At 63.1% G+C, this 21686-nt stretch carries 17 protein-coding genes, 1 pseudogene and 1 other annotated feature; of the genes and pseudogenes, 14 read left to right on the top strand and 4 right to left on the bottom strand.

The features are described 5' to 3' along the window. Nucleotides 1-26: 26 nt before the first annotated feature. Nucleotides 27-632, bottom strand: a complete 606-nt coding sequence (locus tag CMV14_RS14735; protein WP_066963133.1) for a MarR family winged helix-turn-helix transcriptional regulator — start codon at nt 630-632, stop codon at nt 27-29. A gap of 108 nt (nt 633-740) precedes the next feature. On the opposite strand from CMV14_RS14735, the gene CMV14_RS14730 reads away from it, so the two are divergent. From CMV14_RS14730 to CMV14_RS14720, 3 genes are read left to right on the top strand one after another with little or no spacing between them, the layout of a single operon-like run. Beyond that, the gene (locus CMV14_RS14730; RefSeq protein ID WP_176489040.1) at nt 741-2165 is read left to right on the top strand and encodes an NAD-dependent succinate-semialdehyde dehydrogenase; all 1425 of its coding nucleotides are present in this window, start codon (nt 741-743) and stop codon (nt 2163-2165) included. After that, nucleotides 2156-2974 carry a 2-oxo-hept-4-ene-1,7-dioate hydratase gene (gene hpaH, locus CMV14_RS14725; RefSeq protein ID WP_202820918.1) on the top strand — a complete coding sequence of 273 codons (819 nt, stop codon included), beginning with the start codon at nt 2156-2158 and terminating at the stop codon, nt 2972-2974. Before CMV14_RS14730 ends, hpaH begins: the two co-directional genes overlap by 10 nt. Then, on the top strand, nt 2971-3765 hold the full coding sequence (locus CMV14_RS14720; RefSeq protein WP_238147047.1) for an HpcH/HpaI aldolase family protein: 795 nt from the start codon (nt 2971-2973) through the stop codon (nt 3763-3765). Before hpaH ends, CMV14_RS14720 begins: the two co-directional genes overlap by 4 nt. A gap of 57 nt (nt 3766-3822) precedes the next feature. Here the strand turns inward: CMV14_RS14720 and CMV14_RS14715 are convergent. Continuing rightward, a protein-coding gene (locus tag CMV14_RS14715) for an IS3 family transposase (RefSeq protein ID WP_096367752.1) occupies nt 3823-5051 on the bottom strand; the annotation gives its coding sequence in 2 pieces (ribosomal slippage) (nt 3823-4763 and nt 4763-5051; 1230 coding nt in all). Then, nucleotides 4654-4770, bottom strand: a sequence feature (AL1L pseudoknot). It overlaps the preceding gene by 117 nt. Before the next feature lie 53 nt (nt 5052-5104). Then, nucleotides 5105-6275, bottom strand: a pseudogene (locus CMV14_RS14710) (IS3 family transposase). A gap of 234 nt (nt 6276-6509) precedes the next feature. On the opposite strand from CMV14_RS14710, the gene CMV14_RS14705 reads away from it, so the two are divergent. After that, a complete protein-coding gene (locus tag CMV14_RS14705) occupies nt 6510-7499 on the top strand; it encodes an amidohydrolase family protein (protein WP_066962778.1) in 990 nt (329 codons plus the stop codon). A gap of 33 nt (nt 7500-7532) precedes the next feature. Here the strand turns inward: CMV14_RS14705 and CMV14_RS14700 are convergent, their stop codons facing one another. After that, complete coding sequence (locus tag CMV14_RS14700; RefSeq protein ID WP_176489039.1) at nt 7533-8480, bottom strand: AraC family transcriptional regulator; 948 nt, start codon at nt 8478-8480, stop codon at nt 7533-7535. Nucleotides 8481-8784: 304 nt separating this feature from the next. Between CMV14_RS14700 and CMV14_RS14690 the strand changes: the two genes are divergently transcribed. The 10 genes from CMV14_RS14690 to CMV14_RS14645 all read left to right on the top strand — a co-directional run bounded on the left by CMV14_RS14690 (nt 8785) and on the right by CMV14_RS14645 (nt 21251). Then, nucleotides 8785-9957 carry a thiolase C-terminal domain-containing protein gene (locus CMV14_RS14690; protein WP_066962769.1) on the top strand — a complete coding sequence of 391 codons (1173 nt, stop codon included), beginning with the start codon at nt 8785-8787 and terminating at the stop codon, nt 9955-9957. Nucleotides 9958-9985: 28 nt separating this feature from the next. After that, nucleotides 9986-10954: a fumarylacetoacetate hydrolase family protein gene (locus CMV14_RS14685; RefSeq protein WP_066962766.1), complete on the top strand. Its 969-nt coding sequence runs from the start codon at nt 9986-9988 to the stop codon at nt 10952-10954. Between the two features lie 4 nt (nt 10955-10958). Further along, nucleotides 10959-11918, top strand: coding sequence for a VOC family protein (locus CMV14_RS14680; protein WP_066962763.1), 960 nt, complete (start codon nt 10959-10961; stop codon nt 11916-11918). A 51-nt stretch (nt 11919-11969) separates the two neighbouring features. Next, a complete protein-coding gene (locus tag CMV14_RS14675) occupies nt 11970-13481 on the top strand; it encodes a bifunctional 3-(3-hydroxy-phenyl)propionate/3-hydroxycinnamic acid hydroxylase (RefSeq protein ID WP_066962760.1) in 1512 nt (503 codons plus the stop codon). A 34-nt stretch (nt 13482-13515) separates the two neighbouring features. Further along, a complete protein-coding gene (locus tag CMV14_RS14670) occupies nt 13516-15150 on the top strand; it encodes an AMP-binding protein (RefSeq protein WP_066963127.1) in 1635 nt (544 codons plus the stop codon). Between the two features lie 7 nt (nt 15151-15157). Next, on the top strand, nt 15158-15901 hold the full coding sequence (locus tag CMV14_RS14665) for an alpha/beta fold hydrolase (RefSeq protein ID WP_066962757.1): 744 nt from the start codon (nt 15158-15160) through the stop codon (nt 15899-15901). Continuing rightward, a complete protein-coding gene (locus CMV14_RS14660) occupies nt 15891-16679 on the top strand; it encodes an SDR family NAD(P)-dependent oxidoreductase (protein WP_066962754.1) in 789 nt (262 codons plus the stop codon). Before CMV14_RS14665 ends, CMV14_RS14660 begins: the two co-directional genes overlap by 11 nt. Before the next feature lie 89 nt (nt 16680-16768). Beyond that, nucleotides 16769-17497, top strand: a complete 729-nt coding sequence (locus CMV14_RS14655; protein WP_176489038.1) for an SDR family NAD(P)-dependent oxidoreductase — start codon at nt 16769-16771, stop codon at nt 17495-17497. A gap of 157 nt (nt 17498-17654) precedes the next feature. Next, complete coding sequence (locus CMV14_RS14650) at nt 17655-19829, top strand: TonB-dependent receptor (protein WP_083215828.1); 2175 nt, start codon at nt 17655-17657, stop codon at nt 19827-19829. 129 nt (nt 19830-19958) lie between these two features. Next, the gene (locus CMV14_RS14645) at nt 19959-21251 is read left to right on the top strand and encodes an MFS transporter (protein WP_096367751.1); all 1293 of its coding nucleotides are present in this window, start codon (nt 19959-19961) and stop codon (nt 21249-21251) included. The last annotated feature ends 435 nt before the right edge of the window (nt 21252-21686 follow it).

Below are 21686 nucleotides of genomic sequence, written 5' to 3'. Positions count from 1 at the left end.
GGCGAGGCGCCGGCCGGGCCGGCGCCTCAATCTTCGGCTTGCGCTTTCAATTGGGACCAGACCTTGTCCAGCACGCGGCTCAAATCCTTGCGATCGCGCTCCGTCAGGTTAGCCGCCAAGCCGGTGCAGGCCTGGAGAAAGGTCGGCACCGCCTCGTCGACGAGATGCCGTCCTGCCGGCGTTATTTCGATGGGGGTGCTGCGTCGGTCGGTGGGGTGCCGGGTCCGTTCGACCAGATTGCGTTTTTCCAACCAATCTAGCAGGCCCGTCGCGGTCGCCCGGGTAATACCGAAATATTCGGCGATCCCGGTTGGAGTTTGCAGCATGGCTTCCGGACGCCGTTCCATGCTGTCTGCATCAAGCCCTACCTGTGCGGCGAAGATCATCAGCACGTCGAGCTTCTTTTCCGAGATGTCGAACGCTTCGAGCTGCTTGTTCACCGCGCGGATGATGTCGTCGGCAAGCCAGAGCATCAACAGCCCGAGCCGGCTAGCCTCCAGATCAGCGCCGTCTTCGGCACGTTCCCCCAGCAGCCGCAGGACCGGGCTCATTGCCTGGTCGGCGCTGCGCTGTGGGGAGTGGATTTCAAGGTCGCGATGGCGCCTGGCGCCGGGAAGGGTCTTCTTTGCCATGAGCCAGATATCTTCGCTTATCAGATAATAAGTCAATCGGAATATATGATCTGGTTCAGATAATTAGATACTCTAATAATATGTATAACGAATCAAATGGAAGTGACATTGGCAGATCCTGTTTCCTCCTTTCCGGTCTACGATCCCGCCTCCGGGAATTGCGTTGGCCACGCTCCCGCACAAGGCGAACTGGAAGCGCGGCGTGCCATCGACGCGGCGGCACAGGCTTTCGACGCGTGGCGCGAAATCGGGCCGGCGGCGCGCGCCAGCGCCCTGCGGAGCTTCGCGGCCGGGCTGCAGAATGAGGCGGAGCACCTTTCCCGCCTAATCTCGCTCGAACAGGGCAAGCCCTGGCGAGAGAGCCGCGCGGAGGTCGATCAAGGTATCGCCTATCTGCATTGGTTCGCCGAGGAGGCGCGCCGGGCCTATGGCGATCTTATTCCCGATCGGTTCGCAGGCGGCCGGATGCATATCTGCCGCGAGCCGGTGGGCATCGTCGCCGCCGTCACCCCCTGGAACTTCCCATTTTCCATGCCGCTGCGAAAAATCGCACCCGCGCTGGCCGCAGGCTGCCCGGTGTTGCTGAAGCCAGCTCCGGAAACGCCGCTATCGGCCTTGGCCATTGCGGTGATCGCTGAAAGGACCGGGCTCGGTAGCGGACTTCTGACTGTGGTGACCGGCGACCGGGAAGCATCTGCGGCGATCGTGGGCGCCTGGATCGTCGATACGCGCGTACGCAAATTGAGCTTCACCGGCTCCTCGGCTACCGGACGGCATCTGGCGGAACTCGCGAGCGCGGACCTCAAGCGACTCTCGCTGGAGCTTGGCGGCAATGCGCCTTTCCTGATCTTCGAGGATGCGGACTTGGACCATGCTCTGGACGGACTGATCGCCGCCAAATTCCGCAATGCTGGGCAGACCTGCGTGTCGCCAAACCGGGTTCTGGTCCAGGCCTCGATCTACGACGGATTCGTGGCGCGCCTGGCTGAGCGGATCCGGCGGCTGGTGGCGGGGCCGGCCAACGATCCGATGAGCGACATAGGGCCGCTCATCAGCGCCGCCGCCGTGGAGAAGATCGATCGTCAGCTCTCGGATGCCTTGGCGCGGGGAGCGCGGTTGCTGTGTGGCGGACAGGCGCGGGGTTGCTTCTACCAGCCGACCCTGGTGGCGGATGTCACCCCCGAAATGATGATCGCACGGGAAGAGACGTTCGGGCCGGTGGTCGCATTGCAGCGCTTCGCCGACGAGGTCGAGGCGATCCGCATCGCGAACGATAGTTGCTTCGGGCTCGCCGCCTATGCCTTCACCCGCGATGCCGATCGGATATGGCGGTTGGGAGAGACGCTCGAAGCCGGAATGGTCGGGATCAATCAGGTCGCGATATCGACCGAGGAGGCGCCTTTCGGCGGGATCAAGCAGTCTGGCTATGGCCGGGAAGGGTCGCGCTACGGGCTCGACGATTATCAGAACCTCAAGCTCATCTCGCTTGGGCCAACCACCGTCGCACATATCAGGGAGATGGCATCGTGCTGAACTCGGATCTCATTCGGGCGGCGGCCTTCAGGCTCGACGAGGCGGAACGCAGCGGCCGGCAGATTGAACAATTCTCTCGCCTATATCCCGGCATCGAGATCACCGATGCCTATGCGATCCAGCAGGCCTGGGTGGATCTGAAGCTTGCCGCGGGCCGTTCCATTCGCGGCCACAAGATCGGCCTGACGTCCAAGGCGATGCAATATTCGTCGAACATCAGCGAGCCCGATTATGGTGTCCTTCTCGACGACATGTTCTTCGATGATGGGGCCGAGATTCCCTTTGCCCGCTTTATCGTGCCGAGGCTCGAAGTTGAGCTGGCCTTCATCCTAGAAAAGCGGCTGGCGGGACCGTCCTGCACGATTTTTGATGTGCTCGACGCCACGGCCTATGTCATTCCCGCGCTGGAGATCATCGATGCTCGCATCGAGCAGATCGACCGGGAAAAAGGGACGACCCGGAAAGTCGTCGACACGATTTCCGACAATGCCGCTAATGCCGGCGTGGTGATGGGTGGGCGCCCGATCAGACCGGATGCGCTTGACCTGCGTTGGGTTTCGGCGATCTGCTATCGGAACGGGGTCATTGAGGAATCGGGCGTCGCCGCGGCGGTGCTCAACCATCCGGCGAACGGTGTGGCGTGGCTCGCCAATAAGCTCGCGCCGTTCGGCGTCGCATTGGAGCCTGGTCAGGTCATCCTCGGCGGATCGTTCACACGCCCTGTCCAAGCCCGCCCCGGCGATAGTTTCCATGTCGATTATGGCCCACTCGGCGCGATGAGTTGCCGCTTCGCGGGAAACGCATCGTGACCAACCGCTTCAAGGACCGATTGGGTTCTGCCGACGCGCAGATCGGATTATGGTTGGGGTTGGCCAATCCCTATACGGCCGAGCTGTGCGCGAGCGCCGGCTTCGATTGGGTAGTGGTTGACGGCGAGCACGCGCCCAACGACCTACGAAGTATCTTGGCGCAATTGCAAGCAATAGCAGGGACATCCGCTGAGCCTGTGGTCCGTCCGCTGTCCGGCGACGCCAATTTGATCAAGCAACTGCTTGATATCGGTACGCAGACATTGCTCATTCCGATGGTAGAAACGGAAGACCATGCAAGGCAAGTCGTCGCTGCTACCCGCTATCCGCCCGCTGGCATCCGCGGCGTCGGCAGCGCTCTAGCCAGAGCGTCCGGCTGGAATCGACAGCCCGCGTATCTGGAAACGGCTATGCACGGGCTCTGTATCATTGCTCAGATCGAGACAGCTGCGGCCGTGCAGAACGTGCAGGAAATCGCAGCAACGGATGGGATCGATGCGCTTTTTGTAGGTCTCTCCGATCTCGCTGCCAGTCTAGGTCATCTCGGAAAGCCCGATCACCCAACCGTTCAATCGGCGTTTGAAACGGTAGTCGCTGCGGCGAACGAAGTCGGAAAGCCGGTAGGAACTTTGGCGGCGAATGAGGTGATCGCGAGGCGCGCGCTGAATGCCGGCTGTCGTTTTGTCAGTGTAGGTTCGGACGTGGGTCTTCTCGCAAAGGCGACGACCAGTCTTGCCCGTGCGTTCGGGCGAAGCGAGCAGGTCAGTTCTGTTGGGACGTCAATCTACTGATGCTCGGGATATGCTGATTGAACCGCGCCGGGTCTGCCGGAGGCGTTGGGTTGTGAGTCACGCTGCCATATCGATGTTGTCTGCGGCAGCATAATATTGATCTTCGGCTTCGGCAGGCGGGATGTTGCCGATGGGCTCCAGCAGCCGGCGATGGTTGAACCAGTCGACCCATTCGAGGGTAGCGTACTCCACTGCTTCGAAGCTGCGCCATGGTCCGCGCCTGTGGATCACCTCGGCTTTGTAGAGGCCGTTGATCGTCTCGGCCAAAGCGTTGTCATAGCTGTCGCCGACGCTGCCGACCGATGGCTCAATCCCGGCTTCGGCGAGGCGCTCGGTGTATTTAATGGAGACGTATTGCGAGCCTCGATCGCTATGATGGATGAGGCCGCCCCGATGAATCGGCCGTCGATCGTGAAGCGCCTGTTCCAGGGCATCGAGGACGAAGCTGGCATGCGCCGTCCTGCTGGCCCGCCAGCCGACAATCCGCCGAGCATAGGTATCAATGACGAAGGCGACGTAGACGAATCCCGCCCACGTCGCGACGTAGGTAAAGTCCAACACCCACAGCATGTTCGGCGCTGGCGCGTAGAAGCGGCGGTTGACGTGATCGAGCGGGCACGGTGCAGCCTTGTCGCTGATCGTGGTGCGCACGGGCTTGCCCCGGATCACCCCTGCCAGGCCCATCTCGCGCATAAGCCGAGCGACCGTACAGCGGGCGACTGGAAAGCCCTCCCGCATCATCTGCCGCCAGACCTTGCGCACGCCGTAGACCGCGAAGTTCTCGGCGAACACGCGCGCGATCTCCGGCTTGAGAGCCACATCCCGCTGCGCCCGCGCCGACAGGCGTGTCGGATCCTGTCGCTGCGCGACGCGCTCATGATAGGTGGATGGGGCGATCGGCAGGACGCGGCAGATCGGCTCGACCCCATAGGCATCGCGGTGATCGTCAATGAACGCGATCATCGCCGGAACGGGCGGTCGAGCTCCGCCTGAGCAAAATATGCCGATGCCTTGCGGAGAATCTCATTGGCCTGCCGCAGTTCGCGAACCTCGCGTTCCAGTGCCTTCACCCTGTCGGCAACTTCGGTTGGGACACCCGCCCGCTTACCGCTGTCGACCTCAGCCTTCTTTACCCACTCATGCAGCGTCGGCGGTGAGCAGCCGATCTTCTCGGCAATCGATACCACCGCGGCCCAGCGCGATGGGTAATCCCGCTCGTGATCCAGCACCATCCGGATCGCTCGCTCGCGTACTTCCGGCGCAAATCTGTTCGTTGTCTTGCTCATATCGGCTCCATCTACTCAAGAGTTGGAGCCTCCGACAAACCCGGCGCGGTTCATTATGCCGCCATTTTGGTCATCGTCACATGGGGGGCATGCCCCCCATGTGACGAAGCGTCGATCCGCCCATAGGCCTCAGCCGGGGTTCTCCCGGCCAGGCCCGAGTGCGGTCGCTGGGTGTTGTAATAGGTGATCCACCTGCCGAGACCAGTCCTCAGCTCCGAGCGGGTTTCAAAGGCGTTGAGATAGACGCATTCATATTTCAACGACCGCCACAGCCGCTCGATGAAGACATCGTCCATCCAGCGGCCCCGGCCATCCATGCTGATGCGGATTTCGGCATCCCGCAGGACGGCGGTGAAGTCGAAGCTCGTGAATTGGCTGCCTTGATCCGTGTTGAAGATCCCAGGCTTCCCGAAGCGCGCCAGCGCTTCCTTCAAGGCATCGACGCAGAAGCCGGCATCCATCGTATTGGACAGCTTCCACGCCAGCACCTTGCGGGTCGCCCAGTCCATGATCGCCACCAGGTACAGGAAGCCTCGCCGCATCGGGAGATAGGTGATGTCGGCGCACCAGACATGGTTGGGCCGCTCGATCGCCAGCTTGCGCAGCAGATAGGGGTAAATCCTGTGCGAAGGATGCGGATCGCTGGTCCGAGGGCGCTGGTAAATCGGCGCCAGGCCCATCTTCGCCATCAGCCGCCGTACACGCCGACGACCGACATCATGACCGTCGCGCCGCAAATGGCGGACCATCTGGCGGCTGCCATACCAGGGCATGTCGAGAAACGCCGCGTCGATCACCCGCATCAGCGCCAGCGTCTCTTCCGTCTCGGGGACCGGCGCATAGTAATAGGACGACCGGCTGATCGACAGAAGCCGGCATTGCGTCGAGATCGACAGACGCTGGTGAGCAGGTTCGACCATCGACCGTCTCCGGTCCACGCTCATCGACCGAAGGCCTTCGCTAAAAAATCCCGTTCCACCACCAACTGCCCGATCTTCGCGTGCAGCCGGTCCAGATCGGCCTCACTGGAAGCTTTGGCTGCCTCACCCGCCCCGGAGAATGTCGCCGACATCCCCCGATCGCCTGGCGCTTCCACGTCGCGATCATCGTGTGGTGGATGCCATGCTTGGCCGCCAGCTCCGCCAGCGTCAGATCTCCACGGATCGCTTCCAGCGCCACCTTCACCTTGAACTCCGGTGAATACCGCTTTCTCGTCGTCTTCATTCCCGTCCATTCCTCAGGTCGGGATTAGCTTAACACCCTGTCCAATATTCCGGCACCACCTCAATCCGACCATTGAATATATCTCGAGCGGTGCTGGTCACGGACGAATTGTGCGCAATGCCGAACGGCTTGCGGCTACATCTTTGACGGACAGCTGATACACCGGTCGCGCTCGGCCTCAGAACCGCAATTCGGATTTGCGCGCCGACGAGAAATAAATAGCAAGGATGGGGAATGTCTGTTTCGGTTGCCAACCGCTTTCGCTGCCACTGCGACAAATGCGTCGATATGCACACCCATTTCCTGCAGCGAGATGCGTTCGATGCGTCGCAGTCGCACAGCGTCGCGACCTGCTTCGGCAAGAATCCGGTTCCGGGCGATCTGGGATGGGTCCACAAGATGTTCGATCCGGCGCTTCAGCTCGAGGATATGGATGCGCGCGGCATCGACATGAACGTGCTCACCTCCGCGGATGCCGTTCAGAGCCGGAGCTGGGCATCGCCGGATGAGGAGGCGCGCCTGAGTGCCTTGGTGAACGACGAGTGCCTGCGCTGGGTGGAGCGCCATCCCGACCGTTTCGCCGGCACCATATCGCCGCCGCTCGGGGATATGGCCATGTGCTTGGCGGAACTGGAACGCTGCCGGCCGATGGGCTTCCGCGTGATCCAGTTGCCCGCCAACTATCGCGGCTTCTATCTCGGCCATGAGCGCTACGGCGATCTGTGGAGCTATATCGCCGAGAACCGGCTGGTCGTCTTCATCCACCCCGATGGTGTGCGGGACATGTGGTTCCAGGACTATGCGATGTGGAATTCGATCGGCCAGTCAATCGAGGAAGTCCGGGTCATGACCTCGCTCATGTACGAAGGCGTGCTGGACCGCTTTCCGGGGCTCCGCATCGTCATGGCGCATGGAGGGGGCTATATGCCCCATTATATGGGCCGGCTCGACCGCAACGTGACGGACAAGCCGTTCACCGCGAAGAACCTGACCAAGATGCCGAGCGAATATCTGCGCGATTTCTACTATGATAGCTGCACATATGATGCCCGCACCCTCGAATTGCTCATCGAGCGCGTCGGCCTCGATCGGGTGGTCATGGGGGGAGACTATCCGGCCGCCATGTTCGATCCGATCGATTTCGTCGACGAGATCCGTGCGAGCGACGAGGATAAGGCGAAGATCGCGGGTGCCACCGCGCTCGGGCTGCTCGAGCCGGCCTGATAGGGCGGCGCGCGGCCGGGCGCCGCCCTGCCGTCAGGTCTCGGGTGTTTCGGTCTGCGCCTTGCGGCGATATTCGCGTGGCGACTGGCCGCTGTGTGCGCGGAAGGCGCGGGCGAACACGAAGCTGCTGCCATAGCCCAGTTGCGTCCGGATCTGTTCGATCGTCTGGTTCGACTGGCTCAGCAGGTCTTCGGCGATCGTCATGCGCCATCGCCCGACATATTGAATCGGGGTCAATCCCACCATCTGTCGGAACCGTTCGGCGAACGTCGTGCGCGACAGGCACGCCTCGCGCGCCAGCGTCGCGACGGTCCAGTTGCTGGACGGAGACGAGTGGATGGCGGCGAGCGCGCGGCTGACGTTCGGATCGGCGAGGCCCGCAAGCAGGCCGATCTGGATGGTCGGCTGCTCGATGACCGCGCGCAGCACCTGGATGAACAACAGATCGACGAGCCGGCTTGCCACCGCGACATAGCCGGGCCGCGTCGTCTGGCTTTCATAATGGATGAAATCCAGCGCCATCCGGAGCGGCGGTGCGAGGCTTTGATCCTTGGCGCTCAGATGCATCAGGGCGGGCAACCTGTCGATGAGGATGGAAGCACCACGCCCTTTGAGGGTGAACAGGCTGCATAGGAGCCGCACATCGGGCGTGTCCGTCCCGGCGGTCAGGATGTTGGGGCGATCGAGCGTGCCCCCCGTCCAGAACTCCGAGTGATTCTCGGTGACGAGATCCAGCGCGGTCTGGAGAGGACTCTCGGGTGACGAGGCCAGGGCATGGGCCGGCCAATGCATCGCGACCACGAGGTCACCGGCCGACAACCGGGTCGGCGTTGTCCCGCCGAGCAGCCAGCACTCGCCCTCGGTGATATAGTGGAAAATGATGCCGTCGCCGGCACCCATATCCACGCCCCAGTCTCCGCCGCAGCGCATCTCCGCCAGCGCGGAACCATCGATCCGGATCGACGAGAAGATCTCACTCAACACATCCATATCGAGGCCTCGGACTTACAGTGTCTAAAAACGAACGATAATAAGCTATACGTCCTAACCGCCTCAATGCAAACTCTCTTCCACAACGGGCCGATGAAATGCGGCCACCGCCAGACCCTGGCGGACCGGGCGAAAGACCGAGCGAGGAGAGAGACATGAGCGTTGGCTTCGTTCGCGCACGCGCCGTGAGACGGTCCGATCAGCGCCCGGAGCTGGAAGAGGCCGATGCCGAGCGCATCGCCTGCTGACCCGTTCGCGATCCCTTCTTCCCAACCCTTTGCCAGGATCATTCCCCATGCCCAACGCAGTCGTCGCCGGCGTCGATATGACCAAGTTCGTCAAGCCCGGGATGCAGGAGCCCTATCGGGTGATGGCGTCCCGCGCGATCAAGGGCGCGATCGAGGAAGCCGGGATCGATCCCACCCTGATCCAGCAGGCCTATGGCAGTTACATCTACGGGGATTCGGGCGGCGCGCAGATCGCGCTTTACGACAATTTCATGACCGGCATCCCGATCGTCAACGTCAGCAACAATTGCTCGTCGGGTTCGACCGCGTTGTTCCTCGCGCGGCAGGCGGTCGAATCCGGTGCGGTCGATTGCGCGCTGGCCTTCGGTTTCGAGGAGATGGAGCCCGGGGCGCTGGGAACGCGCTGGCCGGAGCGCGAATATCCATCCGGCGTCTATGCCGATGCGCTCGGCGCCATGGGCTATCCCGAAGCGCCGGTGGGCCTGCGGATGTTCGGCGCCGCTGGCGATCATTATATGCGCCGCTACGGCGTTTCTTCCGACATCTTCGCCAAGGTCGCGGTGAAGACCAGGCGCCACGCCGAGCGCAATCCGCTTGCCCTGCTCAACGCGCCGCTGACGGTCGATGAGGTTCTGGAATCCAAGATCTTCTATCTCGACTATCTTACCCGGCTGATGTGCTGTCCGCCCTCCTGCGGCGCGGCGGCGGCCGTCATCTGCAGCAAGGATTTCGCCAGCCGCCATGGCATCAGCGGGTCGGTCGAGATCATCGGCCAGGCGATGGCGACGGATCGGCCGATCGCCTGGGAAGACCCGATCGCGCTGGTCGGCGCGGATGCGAGCCGCCGTGCTGCCGCGCAAGCCTATGAGCAGGCCGGGGTCGGGCCGGACGACGTCCAGCTCGTCGAGCTGCACGACTGTTTCACGCCCAATGAGGTGCTGACCTACGAGGCGCTCGGTCTGTGCGAAGCCGGCGGTGCGCTTCGCCTCGTCGAGGACGGGGACAATAGCTATGGTGGCAAGTTCGTCGTCAATCCGTCGGGCGGGCTCATGTCGAAGGGACACCCGATCGGCGCGACCGGCCTCGCCCAATGCTACGAGCTCTGCAACCAGCTGCGGCACAGGGCCGGGCCGAGGCAGGTGGAAGATGCCCGCATCGCGCTCCAGCACAATATCGGCGTGCCGGGCGCGGCCGTCGTCACCCTCTATCGCCTCGCCTGACATCCAGGCCCTTATAGGGAAGCACATCATGAAACTCGCCAGTTACCGGGCCGGCGGCCGCGACAGCTTCGGGCTGGTCCGCGACGACGGCATCGTCGATCTCGGTTCGCGCCTGGACGGGATCGCCGATCTGAAAGCGCTACTCGAACGGGGCCTCGACACGCTCGATCGTGGCCTGCTGGAGGCGCCCGCCGATCATCGTCCCGACGACGTCATTTTCCTGCCCGTCATCCCCAATCCCGGCGCCATCTATTGTGTGGGGCTCAACACCCAGTCGCATTTCGACGAGGTCGGCGAGACGCTGGGGCTTTTCCCCGTCAAGCCGCAGCGGCCATGGTTGTTCATGCGGACGGCGCGCGCCCAGGTCGGCCATGGCGTGCCTCTTGAAAAGCCCAACGGCACGCCGCTCTTCGACTATGAGGGCGAAATCGCCATCGTCATCGGCAGCTATGGCCGGTTCGTGCCCGAAGACCAGGCGCTTGGCCATGTCGCAGGCTATGCCTGCTTCAACGACGGGTCGCTGCGCGATTTCCAGATGCATTCGCCTCTGTTCACCGCTGGCAAGAATTTCCCCCGGTCGGGCGCCTTCGGGCCATGGCTGGTGACGCCGGACGAAGCCGGCCCCCCCGAAGCGCTGCATCTGACCACCCGCGTCAATGGCAGGATCGTCCAGGACATGCCCTATGGCGACCTGTTGTTCACCTTCCCGCAGTTGATCAGCTATATCTCGCAGTTCACCGAATTGCTGCCCGGCGACGTCATCGTGACGGGATCGGGCGAAGGCGTCGGCATATTGCGCCAGCCGCCGCTGTTGCTGCAGCATGGCGATGTCTGTGAAATTTCGGTGACCGGCGTCGGCACGCTCAGCAACCCCGTCGCCGATGCCGAGGGGCACCATCGCGCGCCCGAAAGCCGGACCGACGTCGAGGCGGCGATCGTCGCGTCCTATGGACGGAAGCCGGGGGCCCGATCGGCGCCGACCGCGACGGACGCCTGACGCCATGGCCCGCGTCACCGGCATCGCCTATGTGCGCTATCAGGCGCCCGACCTGGATCTGATGGAGCGCTTCCTGCTCGATTTCGGGCTGCGGCGTGCCAGCCGCAGCACCTCGGCGCTTTACATGCGCGGCACGGGCGACAGCCATCATATCCACATCACCGAGCGTGGCCCGCAGGCGCGCGGGGTGGGGATCGGCCTCACGGTCGATAGCCGGGCGGAGCTGGAGACCATCGCCGCCCAGGCCGGCCGTGATGTGGAAGAATCGAACGAACCCGGCGGTGGCGTGCGGGCGGTGCTGTCCGATCCCAACGGTTTCCGGGTCGATATCCTGCATGGCCTTGAGGTGGCGCCGCCGGTCGCTGTCCGAGCGCCGCTGGTGCTCAACCATGCGGGCGTGAACCCGCGGCTCGGCACCTTTCAGCGGCCGCTCCGTGGTCCCACCCATGTAAGCCGGCTGGAGCATGCCGTGCTGGCCTGTCCCGATTTCGGCGCGGCCCGGGCCTTCTATGAGGGCCTGCTGGGAATGAAGATTTCGGACCGGCTCTACGCGGGCGCCCCGGACGCGACCGTGGTGGCCTTCCTCCATTGCGGCCTGGGCGAGCGCTATACGGATCATCACACGGTGGCGCTGATGCAATCCGACCGTGCAGCGATCGACCATTGCGCCTTCGTCGCGCTCGATTGGGACGATCTCATGCTCGGCCACCAGCATTTGAAGGCCGCCGGCCATTTCCACGAATGGGGGGTCGGCCGGCATATCCTGGGCAGTGAGGTGTTCGACTATTGGCGCGACCCGTTCGGCCACAAGCTGGAGCACTGCGTCGATGGCGACATGGTCAATGACGACCATGTCGCGAGCAATGTCTCGATCGAAGACGATATCCTGTCGATCTGGTCGCCGCCCATCTCGCCGACATTCGGCGAGATCACCGCCTTACAGCAGCCCGTCGAGCCCGAATAAGCCGTGGCCACCGGGGCTTTCCTCCCAAATCTCCAATCAAGGGCAGCCTGAATGTCTCAGAAGTTCGATGTCGGCGTTATCGGTTATGGCGCGTGCGGAGGTGTGCTGGTCGACTTGCTGCTGCGCAGCGGGTTGAGCGTGATCGTGTTCGACAAATGGCCTGATGTGCTGGAGATTCCGCGGGCCGCGCACATCGATGATGAGATCATGCGGACGTTCCGGGATCTCGGCATCGTCGACGATCTGCCGGGGACGGTCATACCGTCCAGCGACTATTCGATCTATAACGCGCTCGACCAGCGCGTCACGGGCTTCGCCGCGATCGATCCCGAGCCGACCGACCAGGGCTGGCTGAGCGACTATTTCTTCGTTCAGCCGGAGATCGAGCATTATCTTCGGGCTAAGGCACGTCGCAACGGCGCGACCTTGAAACTCGGCTGTGAGGTGGTCGGCCTAGAGGAAGGCCGGGATGGCGTCGTGATCGACTTCCGCGATGCCGAGTCGGGCGGGGATGCCCCCGTCGAGCAGGTCACCGTCGGCTATGTCGTCGGCGCGGATGGAGCGAACTCCTTCGCACGCCAGCACATCGGCAGCGCGTGGGAGCAGCTGGCCCCCAGCCAGCGTTGGATGATCGTCGACATCCACGTCCATGACGGGGTCGAACTCGATCTGTCACGCGAAGCCTGGACCAAGGTGACCGCCGAGGAAACGATCACCTATGTTCCGATGCCCAAGAATATGCAGCGCTTCGAATTTTCGATGAGCGAGGATCGCAGCGATACCGAGGTGAAGAGCGACACGGCGATCGCCGACTTTGTAGGCAAGTGGTTCAAGCCGGGCGACTATGAAGTATTGCGCGCGCATGTTTATCATTTCCATTCCCGGGTGGCGGAGAACTGGCGCAAAGGACGGATTCTTCTTGCCGGTGACGCCGTCCATCTTGCGCCGCCCTTCCTTGGCCAGGGTGTCTGTTCGGCTATTCGCGATGCCACGAACCTCGCATGGAAGCTGGCGCGCGTCGTCAAGGGTACCTCCCCGGACGCGATCCTCGACAGCTATCAGTCCGAGCGCTGGCCGCACGCCCATATGCTGGTCAGGATCGCCGGGGATGTCGGCGAGAAATTGCAGTGGATGGCGACCGCGACCGAGGAGGAGCTGGCCGCGATGAAGCGGCAGGATTACGAGCATGCCCAGGCACGGCCGCTGATGGGGCCTGGACTGCATCCCCCTTTCGCCAGGGCGGGGGGAAGGCTTTCGCCGCAGCCGCGCCTCGCCGACGGCAGGCTGCTCGACGATCATGTTGGCTATCGGTTCGCGCTCGTGGGCGATCCCGCGCTGATCGAGGAGCTGTCGCCCCTTACCAGGGCTTCGCTTGAGGCGTTGGATGCGGTCATCCTTGCCGATGCGACCGACACGGTGCGTGATGCACTGACGCCGCTGGGCGGGGCTGCGATGCTGGTCCGGCCGGACCGCTATCTGGTGGGCGTGGCGGACAGCGCTTCCGAGATCGATGCCATAATCGCTCATGTCGTCGAGGCGCTCCGCTGCGCCGAGCCGGTCTGAGCAGCTGTCCGGCGAGCCGATGGCGGCAGAGGGCATGAGCAACATCCTTGATGACAAGCGCGATCAGTCGCTGCGCGATGCGATGCGCGGGATGGATATCCCCTGGCTGCTCGACAGCTGGGCCGATCGGGTGCCGGACAAGCCCTTTCTGATCTGGGAGCCCTTTGACGGCGAGACCAAGACTTGGAGCTATGACCGGTTCCGCAGCCGCGCGCGATCACTCGCCGCCGGTCTTGCTGGGCGCGGCATTCGGCAGGGCGATTTCGTCCTGCTCCACCTCGACAATTCGCCGGAATTCCTGATCAGCTGGTTCGCCTGTGCGATCCTGGGCGCGATCGTCGTCTCGACCAACACTCGATCGGTCGCGCGGGATCTCAGCTATTTCGCCCAACATACCGGCGCGGTGTGCGCGATAACCCAGCCCGCTTTCGCCTGCATGGTCCGTGATGCCTGCCCCGCGCTCGGCTTCGTCGCGGTGACCGACAATGACGCCGGAAAGCCTGCTGATCCCGTGCCTGAGGCCCCCATGGTTCGGTTCGCCGATCTGTTTAGCGATATCGCAGGTTGTCCTGAAAGGATAGTGGATCCTTTCGCCGATCTCGGCGTGCAATTCACCTCGGGTACGACGTCGCGGCCCAAGGCGGTGCTATGGACGCATGCCAACGGCCTGTGGGGCGGGATGATATCGTCCGGCCACATGCATCTGCAGCATGACGATGTCGCCCTCGTCTTCCTGCCCATGTTCCATACCAACGCCCAATCCTATTCGATGCTCTCGACCTTGTGGTGCGGCGCCACGCTGGTGCTCCAGCCCCGTTTTTCGGCGTCGCGCTTCTGGGAGGTTTCGCTCAAGCACAAGACGACCTGGCTCTCGACCATTCCCTTCACGGTCAAGGCGCTGGAGGGGATCGCGGTACCGCGCCATCATTACAGGTTCTGGGGAACCTCGGTGCACATGCCCGATGCGTCGCGGCAATTCGGTATCCCGACGCTGGGTTGGTGGGGCATGACCGAGACCCTCAGCCAGGGCATTACCTGCGATGCCCATCATCTGGGCCCTGCGCTTTCGATAGGGCGGGCGGCGCCCGAATATGCCATCGCGATCCGCAAGCCCGATGGCGCGATCGCCGGGCCGGGCGAGCGCGGCCGGCTGTACGTCCGCGGGGTGCGCGGCGTCTCGCTGTTCAAGGAATATTATGGCGCGCCGGAGGCCACCGAAAAGGCCTTCGACGCCGATGGCTGGTTCGACACCGGCGATGTCATCCTGGTCACGGACGACGGCTATCTGCTGTTCGGCGACCGCGACAAGGATATGCTCAAGGTCGGCGGCGAGAATGTCGCCGCCTCGGAAATCGAAGCCGTTATCCTCCAATCGGGGCTGGTCGAGGACTGCGCGGTCGTGGGGCAGCCGCATTATATGCTCGATGAGGTGCCGGTCGCCTTCGTGGTCCCCAAAGAAGGCCCCACCGACCATCTTGCCCGGCGGATCATCGATTATTGCGGCGCAAATCTCGCGGATTTCAAGGTCGTGAGCGCGGTTTATATGGTCGACCGTCTGCCGCGCGGCCTCCTGGAGAAGATCTCGAAAACCGAGCTGCGGGAGCGTCTCGCACCGATAATGCGCGACGCTTCGGCAAGCGCGACATGCTCCCAGATCCGAGAGAGGTGACGATATCATGCCGACATTCGACAGTGGTGCGTTGAAGCTGAACTATGAAGCCGGCGGCAAGGGCACGCCGGTCGTCATGCTGCACGGCTTCGGAATGAGCGCCCGGACCTGCTGGATCGAAAAGGGCTGGTTCGATCTGTTCGAGGCGCGGGGCTTGCGGGCGGTGGCGCTCGACAGCCGTGGCCATGGCCTGAGCGACAAGCCTCTGGAGCCTTCGGCCTATGCCGCCGAGCAGATGACCGCGGACGTGCTCAACCTGCTCGACCATCTCGATATCGGGCGCGCCCATTTCATCGGCCATTCGATGGGCGCGCGCACCGCCTTCGACATCGCGCGGAAGCACCCCGGCCGGATGGCCTCGCTCGTGACGGTCAGCGTCGGTGCGAACCTGTTCGCGCATGTCCAGTCCAGCCTGTTCATCAAGGCGCTGGACGGGAGCGACCCGGAGAATGTGCCGCCGGGTCTGGCCGGTTTCGCCGCCATGTTGCTCGCGCTCGGCAACGAACTGGCGCCGCTGGTCGCATGCCTGTCGTCGCCGCGCGCGGTGCCGGTGCCGTCCGATCTTGCCGCTATCGACGGGCCGGTGCTGCTGGCCACCGGCGCGCTCGATCCGATCGTGGGCGATCCCCATGTCGTCGCCGCTGCCCTTCCCAATGGCCGGGCGGTGGTCATCCCCGATACCGAGCATACCGATGTGCTGGCGTCGCCTAGGCTTCAGCGGCTGGCCGTCGAGTTTCTTCATGGCGCTTGAGGATCCTTTCCGCGCCGCGCGGCTCGACGGGCGCGCCTATGTGGTGCTGGGAGCGGGCGGCGGCGGTCTCGGCGACGCAGCCTGTCGAGCGCTCGCGGGCGCGGGGGCCGACCTGATGTGTGTCGATCGATCCGCCGAACGGGCGCAGGCGATCGCCGCCGCGGTGGGCGGCGTGCCGCATGTCGCCGATGCGATCGATCGCGACGATATGGTCGCGTTGTTCGCCGAGGCCGCCGACCGTTTCGGGAACCGCTTCGCCGGTGTGGTCGACATCGTCGGCATGGCCATGAAAGCGCGGATCGGCGCACTCGACGATATGGCCGTCGGCCGGCAGATCGATATCGTCTTGCGCCACGCGATGCTCGCCACCGAGATCGCGGGACCGATGCTGGCCGAGCGGGGCGGCGGCAGCCTGACCTTCATCGGCTCGCTCGCCGGCATGACGGCCAGTCCCAACCAGACGGTCTATGGGATAGCCAAGGCGGCGCTCCATCAATACGTCCGCTGCGCGGCGCAGGAACTGGGGCCCTCCGGCGTGCGGGTCAATGCGGTCGTGCCGGGCTTCGTCGCGACCCCCCGCTTGCTGGATCTGCTGCCCGCCGAAGCCTGGGCCCGGATCGCCGGGGGAAATCCGCTGCGCCGGGTCGCCGTGCCCGACGATATCGCCAGGGCGATCCTGTTCCTCGTTTCGGACCTTGCCGGCTATGTCACCGGCGTCTTGCTGAACGCCGATGGGGGCCAGGCGCTGGCGCTCCCGGGGGCGGACGTTCTGCGCTAGCGTGATCGGCCCGCCGTTGGCCGGTCCGGATGGAAGGTTGGAAGATGGGTGGAATGGGATCGCGCCGGCTGGATGGCCGGATTGCTTTGGTGACCGGAGCGACCTACGGCATCGGCTTCGCGGCGGCGGAGCGGTTCGCGCTTGAGGGGGCCACCGTCGTACTCGCCGATATCAAGGGCCATGACATCTCGGCCCGGACGCTGGCCGAACGGGGATTGTACGTTCATGCGATGACCCTCGACGTGACCGATGATCGGAGCGTGACCGAGACTGTCGACGAGATCGTCACGCGGTTCGGCCGGATCGACATCCTCGTCAACAATGCGGCGATATCGGCCGAACTCACACCCGAACCGTTCGAACAGCAGTCGATCGACGATTGGCGGCGCGTCTACGAGGTCAATGTCCTCGGCATGTTCAGGATGTGTCGGGCGGTCTCTCCGCATATGCGGGCCGCGCGATCGGGCCGCATCATCAACCTCACATCGGGCACGGCGTTCAAGGGCGCGCCGGGCATGCTGCACTATATCGCGAGCAAGGGCGCGATCATCTCCATGACCCGCTCGCTCGCTACCGAATTCGGCCCCGACAATGTGACCGTGAACGCCGTTTCTCCCGGCATGACCATGACCGAGAGCGTGGTTGCGGCCGGACATTTTTCCGGCGCGCTCGAGCAATTCGCCGTCGGTAGCCGGATTCTCAAGCGGCCGGCGGCGGCGGACGATGTCGCGAACGCCATTTATTTCTTCGCGAGCGACGATGGCGGGTTCGTCACCGGGCAGATCCTGGCGGCCGATGGCGGCGCCCTATTCCATTGAAACGAATTGGCGCCGCATAGTGTCGGCATCTCGAACGATATGTGCCTAAATACGAACTATACACCTCTATTCAGACGGCGTTGTCCGTCTAGGATAGCCTTCAGACAGGGGGGCCAGACGAGCCCCGCATCGATCATCATCAGGGGGAGGACAAGAGATGCGTCCAGGAAATCGCCATGTCTGGCTGGCAGCAACCATGCTGGCTTCGGCCCTTGCCGTGCCGGGCGTCGCGTTCGCCCAGGCGGGGGTAGCGGCTGCCGATGGCGCGGGAGATGATGCGGACCAGGGTATCGTGGACATCGTCGTGACCGCGCAGAAGCGCTCGGAGCGGCTTCAGGATGTTCCGATCGCGGTCACCGCGCTGAGCGGCGAGGCGCTGGCCTCGAAAGGCATGGCGAGCACGCTCGATATCGCGGTCGCGACCCCCGGTCTCACCTACACCCAGGTGACCGGCGCGATCTCGCCCCGCATCCGCGGCATCGGCACCAGCGAGGCGCGGGGCGGCAATGAGAACTCGGTCGCGATCTATGTCGACGGCGTCTATTACGCTTCCTCCAATTCCTCGATCCTGTCGCTCAACAATATCGAGCAGGTCGCGGTGCTCAAGGGGCCGCAGGGAACGCTGTTCGGCCGCAACGCGACCGGCGGCCTGATCCAGGTCACCACGCTCGATCCGAAGCAGGATTTCAGCGGTCGGGCGACGGCGACTTACGGGTCAAAGGACAGGATCGGCGCGTCGCTTTACGTGACGGGCGGATTGTCCGACCAACTCGCGGCTGACCTCGCCATCTCCTACGATGATCAGCGCGACGGCTTCGGACATAATCTGTTCAACGGCCAAGAGGTCAACAAGACCGAGAATCTGAGCGTCAGGTCCAAATGGAAGCTGGATATCGGCGATGCGACAACGGTGAAATTGAGCGGCGATTATGGCACGCTCAAGGATGCGGGGCCGGCACGCCGCCCGGTGATCGGATCCAAGTCGGTTACCGGCGTACCGTTCAACGGCGGCGCCTTCGACGTCAATTCGAACTTCCAGCCCGCCTATAGGAACGAGCAGGGCGGCGGCAGCGTCGATCTCACCCATCATTTCGACATGTTCGATCTCGTCAGCCTGACCGCCTATCGGCGATCCACCACCGACGTCACCTTCGACGCGGACGGCCTGCCCGTTGCGCTCGTCCAGGCGAATATTCGGTTCAAGGATCGCCAGTTCAGCCAGGAATTCCAGGCGGTTTCCACGGGTGGCGGACCATTCAGCTGGACCTTGGGCCTCTATTATTTCTCGGCCAAGGGCGGTTATGATCGCGCCGTTCTGAGCCTGCCGCCCGCCGTTCGGACCTTCCAGGGCTATCAGCGGACGACGTCGCCCGCGGCCTATGGTCAGGCCAGCTACAAATTCACCGACGCCACGTCGCTGACGTTGGGGCTGCGCTATTCCGCCGAGACCCGGCATCTCGACGCCAGCGGTATGATCTTCACCCGAGCGACTGGCACCACTGTCACCACGCCGCCCTTGACCGACAAGCTGACCGCGAAGCGGCCGACTTGGCGCGTGGCGCTCGATCACCGCCTCAGCCCCGACGTGCTGGTCTATGCCTCCTATAATCGGGGCTTCAAGAGCGGCGGTTTCAACACCACCACCTTCACCCCGGCTTCAGAGTTCTTCGCGCCGGAAAAGCTAGATGCTTATGAAGTGGGTATCAAATCGGACCTGCTCGACCGCCGGCTGCGCTTCAATGCTTCGGGCTATTACTATAACTACAGCAACATCCAGCTGGCGAGCATCGTGAACGGCTTGCTCCGCATCACCAATGCCGCGCGTTCCAAGGTGTATGGCTTCGATGCGGACATCACTGCCAAGCCAGTTGATCAGCTGACCCTCAGTATCGGCCTGTCCTATATCAACAGCCAGTTCGCCAGCTATCCCAACGCCCAGATCAGCACGCCGCTTCCAGCCGGTGGCAATGCGATCGTGGCCGGCGACGCCAAGGGAAATGAGCTGCCCTTCGCGCCTGATTGGACTTTCAGCTTGGGGATCGATTATGTCGTTCCGCTGGGCCAAGGAAATCTGACTTTTTCCAGCCAATATTTCCATAGCGACGGCTGGATGGCCGAGCCTGACAACCGGTTGAAGCAGAAGCCCTACGATCTGTTGAATGCGTCGCTGAGCTGGAGCTTAGACCATGCTAAAGGCATCGCTGTCACCGCCTGGGCCAAGAACCTAACCAACGAGGTTTATGCGGCTACGCTGCAGACTCAGAATACCACCGACATCATCGTTCCCGCGCCCGGACGGACGCTCGGTGCGACCTTGTCCTACAAGTTCTAGACGAAAGCCCGCCGCCCGAGCCGATCCGGCGCCGAAGCCGGGTTGGGCGGGTGGCGCCGACGGTTGGCCGCCGACACCCTGCGTGGGCCCTGCTCAGCGCTCCGGCGGGCATTTGAGGAGATTCAGAGGATGCGGGCCGGCGAAGCAGGGCAGGGGGCTGGGGGCAATGGGCAGGCGCAGCAGCACGAACGTGCCTGGGGCGTGCTGCTCGGCGCGAGCCTGTGCATCTTCTGCGGTCAGGCCTCGGTCGCCTACTACACGTTCGGCGTCTTCCTGCCGGACATCATCGCGGATACCGGCTGGCCGGCCGCAACGGTCGCGGCGGCGATCGGACCGGGGGCGCTGGTCGCGGCCATTATGGCGCCGCTGGTCGGCCTATTGGGCGACAGATATGGTGCCCGAATGGTGGCGCTGGCCGGCGCCCCGGCCTTCGCGCTCGGCTTCGCCGTGTTGGGTTTGTTGCCGCGTAGTCCCGCTGGTTTTGCGGTGGCGATGATCGTGATGTGGGGCCTGATCGCAGCCGGCTCGCCCGTGCCTTACGCGCAGATGCTGTCGGGATGGTTCGATCGGCGGCGCGGCATGGCGCTCAGCGTCATGTTTTCGGCCGGTTCAATCGGTATCGCTGTTTGGCCGCCCTTTGCGGCGTTTCTCATCACGCGGATGGGATGGCGGCATGCCTACGCCACCATCGGCCTATGTGCCGCGACGTTGATCCTTTTGTCGGGCATATTGCTGCTTCGCAAGCCCAAGGCGGCGATGGCCGGCGGCACCGATGCCCGAACCCTACCGGGCCTCTCCGTCCGCGAAGCGGTGCGAACGGGGCGCTTCTGGAAGATATCGGTGATCTTCCTTGCAGTGACGGCAGTACTGGGCGGGACGGCAGTGACTTTCCCGGTGATCCTCCGGACGCATGGTGCCGATCCCCAGCTTGGGGCATTAGCCATGACCGTCATCGGCTTGGCGATGTTCACCGGCCGCCTCTCGCTGAGCCTGGTCCTCGACCGGTATTTCGCGCCGTATGTGACGGTTGCGATCACGGCAATCGCGTTTCTCGCCTTCATGGTGATGCTTATCGGGACGAGCAAGGCGGCACTTCTAGTGGCCGCGGCCCTGCTCGGCTTCGGGCTGGGGTCCGAATATGCGGTGACAGCCTATATCGTCTCCAGGGCGTTCGGCATCCGTGCGTTTGGAGCGGTCTACGGCCTGGTGACGGCCGCGGTCAGCGTGGGGGCCGCGATCGGTCCGGCGGCGATCGGTGCCGCCCTCCTGTCATCGGTCGACCCTGTAGTAATTTCGCTTTCAGCGATGGGAGTTTTGGGTGCGGCAATATTGATGCTTTTCACAATGCGCTCCCGGGATTTGCCGTTCGAAGTGCATCGCTTGAGTGCCGGTCAGCGGATTAACCTGGCGCCCGATTTTTAATCGGCCAGATTTCAGCTGAACTTCCAGCACGGGACGCGAAGTTGCCAGCTTTTGCCCATATAGTCTCAATCAAAATTTATCATAGGCTCGGAGCTAAGGTTCAATCGAGATAAGCCAATTATTGCAGAGGTTTAGGAAAGTCAATTAACATAACGCCCATTCGGTCAACGCTGCATGACGTTGGCGATAAGAGCAGTTATGTCCGACTGTGGCATAATCGGATCAAATGTCTTCAGTCAGTCGTTGATATCGATATTTCCAGATCAGTTTTTTTCCAAGCTCGTCGGCATGAGGAGCATTTTATAAGCTTTATGGCAATTTTAGATTCGGATGATGACTTCGATTCAGAATATTGCTTCTCGGTCCACCAGGCATCACTCCCATAACAGTGAGGGCATTTCCCAAAATAAAACCAGGCACCCCAGCGTGTTAGTG

Origin of the sequence: Rhizorhabdus dicambivorans (assembly GCF_002355275.1) — a bacterium.
GTDB classification, from domain to species: Bacteria; Pseudomonadota; Alphaproteobacteria; order Sphingomonadales; family Sphingomonadaceae; genus Rhizorhabdus; species Rhizorhabdus dicambivorans.
This window is presented reverse-complemented; position numbering and strand designations above follow the sequence as displayed.